The sequence below is a fragment of the Povalibacter sp. genome (assembly GCF_036735925.1).
GTDB lineage: Bacteria > Pseudomonadota > Gammaproteobacteria > Steroidobacterales > Steroidobacteraceae > Steroidobacter.
This window is the reverse complement of record NZ_DAINNK010000117.1, coordinates 1-11,079: the sequence shown is the minus strand read 5'-3', so window position 1 is coordinate 11,079 and position 11,079 is coordinate 1. Positions and strand designations below refer to the sequence as shown.

6 protein-coding genes and 1 pseudogene are annotated in these 11,079 nt (G+C 65.2%); 3 read left to right on the top strand and 4 right to left on the bottom strand.

Annotated elements, in window-relative coordinates; all coding sequences use genetic code 11:
* Window positions 1-43: 43 nt before the first annotated feature.
* Genes V7D81_RS21785 through V7D81_RS21775 form a run of 3 tightly spaced genes read right to left on the bottom strand, consistent with a single transcriptional unit; the run spans window position 44 to window position 3,793 of the window.
* A complete protein-coding gene (locus V7D81_RS21785) occupies window positions 44-1,015 on the bottom strand; it encodes a Gfo/Idh/MocA family protein (RefSeq protein ID WP_324320274.1) in 972 nt (323 codons plus the stop codon).
* A 1-nt stretch (window position 1,016) separates the two neighbouring features.
* A complete protein-coding gene (locus tag V7D81_RS21780) occupies window positions 1,017-2,600 on the bottom strand; it encodes an MFS transporter (protein WP_324320272.1) in 1,584 nt (527 codons plus the stop codon).
* Complete coding sequence (locus V7D81_RS21775; RefSeq protein WP_324320270.1) at window positions 2,597-3,793, bottom strand: glycosyl hydrolase; 1,197 nt, start codon at window positions 3,791-3,793, stop codon at window positions 2,597-2,599. The genes V7D81_RS21780 and V7D81_RS21775 overlap by 4 nt, the downstream gene beginning before the upstream one ends.
* A 126-nt stretch (window positions 3,794-3,919) precedes the next feature.
* On the opposite strand from V7D81_RS21775, the gene V7D81_RS21770 reads away from it, so the two are divergent.
* The 3 genes from V7D81_RS21770 to V7D81_RS21760 all read left to right on the top strand — a co-directional run bounded on the left by V7D81_RS21770 (window position 3,920) and on the right by V7D81_RS21760 (window position 10,783).
* Window positions 3,920-4,972: a LacI family DNA-binding transcriptional regulator gene (locus tag V7D81_RS21770; protein WP_324320268.1), complete on the top strand. Its 1,053-nt coding sequence runs from the start codon at window positions 3,920-3,922 to the stop codon at window positions 4,970-4,972.
* 308 nt (window positions 4,973-5,280) lie between these two features.
* On the top strand, window positions 5,281-8,508 hold the full coding sequence (locus tag V7D81_RS21765) for a family 31 carbohydrate-binding protein (protein ID WP_324320266.1): 3,228 nt from the start codon (window positions 5,281-5,283) through the stop codon (window positions 8,506-8,508).
* 58 nt (window positions 8,509-8,566) lie between these two features.
* Window positions 8,567-10,783: a family 31 carbohydrate-binding protein gene (locus tag V7D81_RS21760; RefSeq protein WP_324320264.1), complete on the top strand. Its 2,217-nt coding sequence runs from the start codon at window positions 8,567-8,569 to the stop codon at window positions 10,781-10,783.
* Between the two features lie 99 nt (window positions 10,784-10,882).
* On the opposite strand, the pseudogene V7D81_RS21755 reads toward V7D81_RS21760, so the two are convergent.
* Window positions 10,883-11,079: pseudogene (locus V7D81_RS21755) on the bottom strand (glycoside hydrolase 43 family protein); the annotation flags it as partial.

The window sequence follows — 11,079 nt, the reverse complement described above, 5'->3', positions numbered from 1 at the left end:
GCCGGCTTCAGCCGGCCTCTGAGGAGTCAGGCTGAAGCCTGACCTACAGGAAGAACGATCCTCGCACCGCGTCGATGTGCTGCTGGAATCTCAGACTGTCACTCAGCGACACGATCGCCGACTCGCGCCGTCCCGCCAGAATGTCATCGCTCACGGCCTGCGCTTCATGGTCGAAACCCAGCGTGCTGCGTGCGTCATCGAAGTGATCGATGCGTTCATCCAGTCGATACAGCATGCATTCGTGCGCGCGCCAGAAATCGGGAATCGCGATGTAGCCTTCATCGCCAATGATGTACGCCCAGTTCTGCAGCTTGGCGCGGAAGGACGTCGCCAGCGTCGCGACGCAATCGGCGTAGTCGAACGTCATCACGACATCGTCTTCGACGCCGTTTGGCGCGCGGCGTGCGACGACCTGCATCGACGCGGGATCCTGCTGCAGGAACAGCCAGGCCAGCGCGATCGGATAGATGCCCATCTCGAGCAGACAGCCGCCGGCGAGTGCGGCGTCGTATTCGCGTCGGTTCGCATCGTACGGCAGCAGGGGATAGCCGAAGTCCGCCTTGATGTGGCGGATGCGTCCGATGCGGCCTGCCGCGACCCACTGCTGCGCCGTCCGCACGGCCGGCAGGAAGTAGGTCCACATGCCTTCCATCAGATAGGCGCCGGTGCTGCGCGCCACGTCGATCAGCGCCGCGCATTCGGCCGCCGAGGTCGTGAGCGGTTTTTCGCACAGGACCGCCTTGCCGGCGCGCAGCGCGGCGGCGCTGTGCTCGAAATGCAGGGTGTGCGGCGTTGCTACGTAGACGGCATCCACGCGCGGGTCGGCGATCAGCGCTGCATAGCCCGCATGTGCATGCGGAATGTGATGGTGTTCGGCGAAGGCCGCGGCTGCCTCGCGCGAACGTGCCGCCACGGCAACGAGTTCGGCATTGTCGACCCGCGACAGATCCTGCGCGAACTGATGCGCGATGCGGCCCGTGCTCAGTATTCCCCAGCGGATCCTGCGCATCGACATGTCAGCGCGCCGCGAAGTCCGCTTCGAGCTGTTCGAGCGTCCGGCCGCGCGTTTCCGGCAGCAGCCAGGCCATCAGGATCAGACTCACCGCGCCGAGAATCGCATAGATGGAAAAGGTCCAGGCATTGCCGAGGTTGGTGAGTTCCCAGGGAAACAGGAACTGCACCGCGAAGCTGGCGATGCTGTTGAAGAAGCCGACGAAGGCCATGGCGATGCCGCGGATGCGGTTCGGGAATATCTCCGAGAACAGCACCCACATCACCGGACCGAGCGAGAGTGCGAAGGACGCGACGAAGCCGAGGATGCCGGCGAGCACCAGGTGGGGATTGATGTGCACGGACGCCTGGATCAGTTGCGCCTCGTGCTTGCGGAGCGCGGTCTGGCCGATCGCATTGCCCACGGCTTCCCTGAAGGCGAGGTCATTGGCGTATTCGACGTTCACGACGGCCGCGAGCCGCTCGCGATCGATGTCGGCAGGCAGACTCGCGACGGATTCCGTCGTGAGCTGGTAGCGCGCCTGATTGAATCCGTAGCTGCACAACGAGGTGCTGACGATGACGCCGGCGAGGCCGAGCAGCAGCAGCGGTTTGCGGCCGAGACGGTCGATCAGCACCATGGCGATCACGGTGAAGATGATGTTGATGATGCCGATCAGGATGGCCTGCGCGAAGGCCGCGTTGGTGCCGACGCCGGTCTGTTCGAAAATGCTCGGCGCATAGAAATAGACGGCGTTGATGCCCGTGACCTGCTGGGCGATGCCGATGATCAGTCCGATTGCCAGCGGCAGTTTCATGGCGGGCTTGAAGAGCTGGCGCAGCCGCGAGGACAGCGAACCGGCCGCCTCGGTCGTGGTGCTGCGGATTTCTTCCAGCGCGGCATCGACCTGCGCAGCCACGCGAATGCGCGCCAGCACCGCGCGCGCCTCCGCCAGCCGGCCTTTGACGGCGAGCCAGCGCGGGCTTTCCGGAATGCCGAGCAGCAGCACCAGCCAGATCGCCGCGGGCAGTGCGCCGATGCCGAGCATCCAGCGCCAGGTGTAGCGGTCGATGCCGAGTGCCTGGACCCACTGCGCATCGCCCTGGCTCGCGTGCAGCAGGAAGTAGTTGGCGAAGTAGGCCGCCGAGAAGCCGATCATGATGTTGAACTGGTTGAAGGACACCAGCAGGCCGCGTCGCTCCGCCGGTGCGATCTCGGCGATGTACATCGGCGCGATACCGAGCGAGGCGAAGGCGAAGCCGCCGATGAAGCGCGCGGCCACCAGCGTTTCATAGTTGGGCGCGATGGCCGCTGCCGCGGACGAGAGCGTGTACAGGGCAGCCAGCGCGATCAGCACTTTCTTGCGGCCGACGTAGTCGCTCAACAGTCCGCTGCCGACGGAGGAGGCGATGCCGGCCAGGGTCGGCGCGCCGACGACCAGTCCGATCTGCCATTCATTCAGACCGAACTCCGGTGTGATGAAGCCGATGACCCCCGAGATGACCGATGCGTCGAGGCCGAAGAGAAATCCGCCGAGCGCGACGATGGTGGCAAGCACGATCGTGCGGCGGGCGGCGTCGCGGGAAGCGGCATCGGCAGCGTGAGTCATCGTTGTCCTTGCGAAGCAGTGAGCGTGGTGAACAGTGCCGGGCCGCCGTGCAGCCACGGGGCGCGGCGCACTTCGGTCAACCACAGTTCCTGGATGCGCGGATTGGCCTGGATGCGCGAATCGCCCCAGTAGCCGCTGGCATAGGGCGCCGCCCACATCGGCTGATCGTCCCAGCGCGCATTGATGTAGGCGAAGGCGCCGATCAGCGCGCGGTTCGCATCGATGAAGGAGAGCAGCGGTTCGTACCACTCGGCCCAGATTTCATCGGCGCTGCGCTTCACGGTGTCGGCGTGCGGCGCGCCGTCCCAGATGGGCGAGATGTTCGAGCGCGTCAGCGTGGAGAGGTCGTATCCCTGCGGCGTCGACTCCGCGATCATCACGCGCTTGCCTGCGGCGCGGGCGAATTCCAGCACTTCCTGCGCGAGTTCGAGCTGGTCGGGCACGCGCGTGCGCGTCGCACCCGGCTGAGCCTTGGGCCTTAGAAACCAGGACAGGCCCACCCAGTCCACATAAGCCGCGCCGGGATACCAGTCGCGCAGCTTCTCGCGCTTGCCGTGTTCCAGCACGTCGTCGATGGGCGAGGCCGAGGCCTGCCAGACGAAGGCGACGTTGTTTGCCTGGCGCGCGCGCAGGCCATCGACGATGCGTCGATAGGCGGCGATGTAGGTGGCGCGCACTTCGTAGCCCTGGTTCCACATGCCGTCGAATTCGTAGCCGATGCGCAGGAACACCGGCCGTTGCGCGGCACGCAGGAAGGTCGCGAGCCGTTCGATCTTGTCGTCGTGCAGGCCGTGGCCGATCTGCGCGAGTCCGTCCTTGCGACGTCCGTTGGAGATGTCGAGTCCGAGGACCAGCGCGGCATCCGGAAACTGCGCGAGCATGCGAGCCGCGCTGGTGGCGCCGGCACCCCAGTCGGCGTCGGGCGCAGAGTGTCCGGCGGCATCCTCGCCCAGTCCGCCGAAACCGTCGGCTGCACTCAGCAGATCGTAGAAGCCGAGATAGGTGGTGACGCCCGCCGGCGCTGGACATTGCGTGCAGTGCTGCACGTAGTCGGCAACCGAACCCAGCTCCTGGCCGACGATGAGCAGCGTACGGTCGGCCGGCGGTGCGAAGCGGGTTTGCGGCTCGGACGCCGCGCTGCATGCGATGCCTACGCCGAGCGCCCCGATGAACGCAGCGGATGCCAGTTTCACCATCCCCCCGACTGCCTGTGTTGACTTTGAATTGGAGTAAACGTTTTCATTCTGGGCCATAATGCAGCCTGCCGGCAAGTGCCACGCACGGGCAAATCGCCTCAACTTGCGGGTGGAGGAGGGGTCGTGAGCCGACGCAAACGCCGCACCAGTTCGGTCGCGACCATCGTGGACATCGCCCGGCTTGCCCAGGTCTCGAAGATGACCGTGTCGCGGGTGATGAGCGGCACCGGCAGCGCCTCGCCGGCGACCCGCGCCCTGGTCATGGAGAAGGCCAGGATCCTGGGCTACGTGCCGAATCTGTCCGCGCGCCAGCTCGTCAGGGGCGCAACGCCGAGCATCGGTGTGCTGTACGGGCCGGAAATGGCGCACGAACTCGGTCCCGTCCTGATTGCCACGCAACGCGCCGCGCAGCGGCTCGGCGTGCGCATCGTGCCATGTGAAGTCGAATTGATCGCCGGCGCGGCGCGTCTGCGCAGTCTGTGCAACAGCCTGCGTGCTGCGATCGTGGTGTCGCCGCTGAGCAGCCGGTCCGAGGCACTGCTGCAGCAGGTCGAAATACCGCTCGTGAGGATCGCCGTCGAAACGGCGGCATGCTCGCCGTGCGTCCGCATCGACGAATTCGCGGCGGCCTGTGCAATCACGAATGAGCTCGTTTCCCAGGGACATCATGTACTCGCTTTCATCGACGCCGCTGCGGCCGGCCGCGCCGACGACGCACGGCGCCGCGGATTCGAGGCGGCGATCGCCGGTCATGCGCAAGTGCAGGGGGTCGTCGCCGATTCGGTGGCCAGATCATTTCACGCCGGGATGCAGGCCTGCGGCCGGCTTCTCGATGCGCATCCGCGCATTACCGCGTTCGTGTGCAGTCACGATCTTCTGGCCGCGGCCGCCATGCTCGCGGCCCAGCGCCGCGGCATCGATGTGCCGGCACAGCTTTCGGTGGCAGGTTTCGGCGATCACGCCATCGCACTGCGCTGTTCGCCGGAACTCACCACGGTACGCATACCGCTGGCCGCCATGGCTGCGCGGGCGCTCGACATGGCGGTGAAACCCGCGGCAGCGGCGGGCGAGAGCATCCTGCCGTTCGAGATCGTCAGGCGGGGATCGACCGGCCCGCGCCGTCCGCAGATCGTGAAGCGCCGCGCCGCCGAAGCCGTCGTCGAGGAAACGGTTTAGTCCCAAGGGCACTGCATTGGTGTCTATTCTGCTGTAGGTCAGGCTTTCCCGCGGGGATTTCCTTGGGTCACAGCCTGACTTCCGAAAAAAAGGCCGGCTGAAGCCGGCCCCACAGGAAGAAAGACAGCGGCAATCCGCACCTGATGCAGTGCCCTGGGTTGGCGACATTGAGCTGTCAACCGTTGACATCTCTTCGGCGACTCCCGGTTGACATGCTCTGAGGAAACGTTTACACAGCGCGCTGTAAACGTTTACCAACAACGCACGGGATTGCAACGCGGCAGTCCCGCCATTCGGGGGATGCTGGCATGAAGCTCGTCGATCACCTTTGCGGCGCCGGCGCGTCGCTTCGTTGCGGGTTCATTCTCAAAGCCGTTTGCGCACTGTTTCTATTTGCACCGGCGGCCGCGATGGCCGCGCAGGGCATCGAGAAGAATGGCAGCACGGCCACGCTCTGGTTCGATGATGGCGGCTGGACAGGCAGCTGGAATTACCTGTGCCTCGGCGAGTCGTGCATCGCCGGCAGCAAGGTCGGCACGCGCTGGCAGCGCACGATCACCGAACAGTCGATCACTGTCGGCAACACCTACCAGATCCAGATCAAGATCCAGAACAACGGCACCGGCCAATACATCTCGCCGATGTACAGCGTGACGGCGACAGCGGCGGGAGGCGGCGGTGGTGGGGGCGCTCCGGCCGTGCCGACGGGACTCACGGTCGGATCGGCCACCTCGTCCAGCCTGACCGTGAGCTGGACCGCATCGGGCGGCGCAACGCGCTACGACGTCTATCGCGGCGGCTCGCTCGTCGCATCGCCGAGCGGCACTTCGCTCGTGAACACGAGCCTTGCCGCAAGCACGACCTACAGCTACACGGTGCGTGCCTGCAACGCAGCCAATGAATGTTCGGCGCAGTCATCGCCGGTGTCCGGCACGACCAGCGCATCGACGCCGCCGGGCGGTGGCGGCGGAGCAGGGCAGTTCGGTATCGACGGCGCAGGCAAGCTGTATCACGTCGACGAAGGCTGGACCGCGTCGTTCAACTACCTGTGCCTCAACGGCGCGTGTTCGCCTGGAACGCGGAGCAACGGACGCTTCGAACGATCCGTTACCGTGACGGCGGGCGCGAGCTACTCCATCGAATTCAAGGTGCAGGACAACACCGTGGGCCAGTGCCTCACCGGTGCGCAGCCCATCACCTATGTTGCTGGCGGCGCATCGATCGCCAGTTCCTGTGCGTCTCCCGATGTCACGGCGCCGAGCGTGCCCACGGGATTGCAGGCGACCGCGCAGAACGGACACGCCGTGCAGCTCACCTGGACGGCGTCGACCGACGACAAGGGCGTCGCGAAGTACGACGTGTATCGCAACGGCGGTGCGACGGCCGTCGGGTCGCCGACGACGAATTCCTTCGTCAACACCGGACTCAACGAGCAGACCGCCTACACCTATCGCGTTCGCGCGTGCGATGCGGCCGGCAACTGCTCCGCACAGAGTGCGCCAGTGAGCGTGACGACGCCGGTGTTCGTGCCGGACGTCACGGCGCCCTCGGTGCCGGCGGGACTGCAGACGACGGCGGTGAATCCGACGTCCGTCGCGCTCGCCTGGACGGCCTCGACCGACCTCGGCGGCGTGGTCGCGAAGTACGACGTCTATCGCAATGGAACGCTGGCTGCTTCGCCGACGGGCACGACGGCGACGATCGCCGGCCTCAGTTCCGGAGTGACGTACGCCTTCCGCGTGCGCGCCTGTGACGACTCCAGCAATTGCTCGGCGCAATCGGCAGTGCTGAATGTCACGACGCCGGTCGTGCCGATCAATGTCGACACGACGTCCAACTCGTACTCGGATCACAACGTCGGACCGCCGCCGCGCGCGAATCCGCCGGCCGCCTTGCCGACACCCATCAACGGCGTTGCGCCGACGTCGCATGGATTCGCGTTCGACATCAACGGCAGCACGCTGACCTGGCGCTGGGGACCGCAGAACGTGACGGGCGTCGCCGGCTCGGTCCGTACGCCGGGCGACTCCGGGCTCGAGATGCATTGCTCGATGAACGGCAATGCGACCTTCCAGAAAGCGTCGGTGGTCAATGGCACCGCGACCATTCCGTGCACAGGGACGTACACGTACTTCTTCCGCTACCAGCATCCGAACCCGCTCAACAACACGCTCTCTTCGCGCTGGATCTACACCGCGTTGTTCACCACCGCGGGCGCACGCGTGAATCCTGCTGCGTACACACCGTTCGTCGATGGCTCGGCGAACTGGATGCGTCCGCGCCATCCGATCTCGCACGACGGCATCACCGCCGCGGTGATCGACAACCAGAGCAATGCCATCCGCATCCGCGATCTGGATCGTTACACGCTGTGGGTCAATGACTCGCCGGGCAATGTGCAATTGAACTACGCGATTTCCGGCAGCGTGCTGCGGGTGGAGTCGCTGCGCAACGATGCCGGTGCGGTCAATGGCCAGAACTTCTTCGCGGTCGAACAGAACCCCGGCTTCGGCGGGATCTACAGCTACGGCCAGGTGATCCAGTTCGAGATCACTGCGATTGCGGGCCGCGAAAGCGCGCAGACCTACAACGACTTCATGTACTACACGGTCGGTTACGGCTGGGGCAGCTACGGCGATCCGCGTCTGAAGTCGGCCGGCAAGGCGGGCACGACCATGTGGGTGTCGGACACCGGCGCCTACAGTGCGCTGGAACACAACGCCGTGTTCACTCAACCGATGGTCACCGTGCACACGGAAGACCTGATCGACGATTTCCTGGTCGGTCATCACATCTTCCACGGTATCGATCCGAACAAGCGCGGCTCGTCGCTGTTCGACGATCCGGACGTGCGCATCGGCGATCGCAGCTGCGGGTCGTGTCATTTCCGGGATGGTCGCGGATCGGAAGTCATCCAGACCGCCAAGGGTCCGCGTCTGCCGCCGCCGGTGTACGGCGTGAAGCTGCTCGATGTCATGGTGGGACGTCAGGCCGGTTTCACCTGGGACGGTTCGGCGACGACCTTGCGCCAGCAGGTGGAGAACGCGCTGGTCGACGATCATCACGTGCAGGTGTCGGCAGTGCCGGTGCGCGCGGTCGACTTGATGACGTCCTACATCGAGCTGCTCACCGTGCCCAACCGCGATCCGGGTGCGTACGACCAGCCGGGCGTCGCGCAGGGCGATGTGCTGTTCGGGCAGGTGGGCTGCGCGAGCTGCCACACGCCGGTTCAGTACACGAGCAGTTCGGCGCCGACGCATCTGCGCAATCTGGAAATCCGGCCCTACACCGACATGAAGACGTGGAACGTGAACGGCGGCAGCTTCCGCACCGCGCCGCTGTGGGGGCTCGGTCACAACATCGCGTTGCTGCAGAGGAACGGCCGCGCGCTGCGCTTCATGCACGATGGCTCGGCGACTTCTGTGGACGCGGCGGTCCAGAAACATGATGGCGCCGCGGCGACGTCGAGAGCGCAGTACAACGCGCTCAGCGCAACGGATCGGGCCAACATCGTCAAGTTCGTCGAATCGCTGTAAGTCTTCCGAAGCGGCAGGGCCACCGGGCTCTGCCGCTTCCCATCGCGAGGGAACTGCCATGCGTGCGATTGCCATTCTCTGCCGACTGATCGTCTCCCTGAGTTGCTGTGTGCTGCCGGCGATGACGACGGCCGCGGTGTTCCAGCCTCCTGCAGGTCAGCGGCTGCTGATCATCGGTCAGGACACGGGCAGCATCGCGAACTACGTGAGCAGCGTCGGTGTCGTGCCCGCCGGCGTGACCGGCTATACCGGCATCGACACGCTCGCCGGTCTCACGACCAATGCCGATTGGGGCGCAGGGATCAACAATGCAGCGAACCTGGCGAGCACGTATCCGAACAGCGTGGTGGTGCTGGGCATTGCACTGAACGGTCACGCCACGGCGTTCGCGAACGGCGCGTACGACGCCAATCTCGATACGCTGATCAACACCGTGAAGAGCTGGAACCGGCCAGTGCTGCTGCGCTGGGGCTACGAAGTCGAAGGCACCTGGAACGCGCATCCGCCGGCGGACTTCAAGGCCGGGTGGATCAAGGTGTGGAACCGCATTCGCGCGCTGAACGCGCAGAATCACATCGCCATGATCTGGCAGACGGCGACGTACTGCGCGGACGGCATCAGTGTGCAGCAGACGCTGGACTGGTATCCGGGCGATCAGTATGTCGACTGGATGGGCCTGTCCTACTTCACGCCGCAGGACTGCAGCTGGGTCGACGTCAACGACATGATCGCGCTAGCGCGCACGCGCGCGAAGCCGTTGCTGATCGCGGAAGCCGCGCCGCAGCGCTACGACATCGGCGCTCTCACCTACAGCGCGGACGGCGCGTTCGGCTCGAACAAGCAGAGCCGCTCCGCGCAACAGATATGGAACGAATGGTTTGCCACGCTGTTCTCGATCATCGATACGAACGCGGACGTGGTGCGCGGACTCGCTTACATCAATGCCGACTGGGATAGCCAGTGGAAATGGAATCCGACCGACGGCATCGGACCCGTGGAAGGTTACTGGGGCGATTCGCGCGTACAGGCACAGAGTCTGATACGCACGCAATGGCTGGCGCAGATTTCCGGCAATGGCTGGTTAGCCGGCAGCAGTTCGCTGTTCGCGACGCTCGGCTTCGGCTCGGGCGGCAGTGGCGACACGCAGGCGCCGACGGTGCCCGCCAATCTCCAGGTGACGTCGACGACGAGCAGCCAGATCGCATTCGCCTGGAGTGCATCGAGCGACAACGTCGGCATCGCGCGTTACGACGTCTATCACAACGGCGTGCTCGTGGGTTCGCCGCTGGCGACGAACTACGTCGCGACAGGATTGAGTGCGTCGACGACGTATACCTTCACCGTTCGCGCCTGCGACGCTGCCGGCAACTGCTCTGCGCAGAGTACGCCGCTGATCGCAACCACCCAGCAGGGCTCGTCGGCCGCGCAAGGCATCGAAGTAAGCGGTGGTATCGCGACGCTGTATTTCAACGATGCCGGATGGAGCGGCGGCTGGAATTATCTGTGCCTCGGCGAGCACTGCGTGTCGGGCACGAAAGTCGGCGGCCGCTGGCAGCGGACGATCACGGAGCAGACCATCGCGATCGGCGCCAGCTACGCCATCCAGATCAAGATCCAGAATGCGTCGAGCAGCGGCGGGCAATACATCTCGCCGATGACGACCGTGGTGGCAACGGGTGCAGGCGGCGGCGGTGGAACCGATACCACGTCGCCGACGGTTCCCACTGGCCTGCGCACCACGTCAACGACGACCAGCAGCATCGCGCTGGCCTGGAATGCAGCGACCGACAACGTCGCCGTCACGAAGTACGAGGTCTACCGCGCCGGCGTGCGGATCGCCTCGCCGACGGTCACGACGTTTACGGATACGGGTCTCGCGGCGGGCACCACTTACAGCTATTCAGTGCGTGCCTGCGATGCCGCCGGCAACTGCTCTGCGCAGAGTTCAGCGCTCGGTGTCACGACCAATGCATCCGGCGGCGGAGGAAGCGCGCAGGGCATCGAGGTGACTGGCGGCGTCGCGACGTTGTACTTCAACGATGCGGGCTGGAGCGGCGGCTGGAACTATCTGTGCCTGGGCGAGCACTGTGTGTCGGGCACGAAGGTCGGCACCCGCTGGCAGCGCACGATCACGGAACAGTCGATCGTCGTCGGCAGCAGCTATCCGATCCAGATCAAGATCCAGCACTCGGCCGGCAATGGCGGGCAATACATTTCGCCCATGACGACGGTGACGGCGACGTCGGGGAACCAGGGATTGCAACAATTGAGATGAGGCTGAACAGGATGGGGGTTTCTGTAGGTCAGGCTTTAGCCTGACTTCTGAAAAGAGGCCGGCTGAAGCCGGCCCCACAGTCGGAGGAGGGCGCAGGAATCAGGCAACCGTATCCGCCACCAACGGCCGCGACACATCGAACGTCTCGCTGAACTTCCGCTCCCGGTAGGCGAAGCGCCGGAAGTCCGCCGAGCGCCGCGTGCCGGTGAGATCCTGGCAGCACATGCCGACGAAGGCGCCAGTGAAGTTGGCGCTGTCTCCCTTGCCGGCTTCGTCCGACAGCAGGCTCGCATCGA

Coding starts and splice junctions, on each gene's coding strand:
- V7D81_RS21785 (WP_324320274.1), bottom strand. CDS start 1,015: ATGTCGATGCGCAGGATCCGCTGGGGAATACTGAGCACGGGCCGCATC.
- V7D81_RS21780 (WP_324320272.1), bottom strand. CDS start 2,600: ATGACTCACGCTGCCGATGCCGCTTCCCGCGACGCCGCCCGCCGCACG.
- V7D81_RS21765 (WP_324320266.1), top strand. CDS start 5,281: ATGAAGCTCGTCGATCACCTTTGCGGCGCCGGCGCGTCGCTTCGTTGC.
- V7D81_RS21760 (WP_324320264.1), top strand. CDS start 8,567: ATGCGTGCGATTGCCATTCTCTGCCGACTGATCGTCTCCCTGAGTTGC.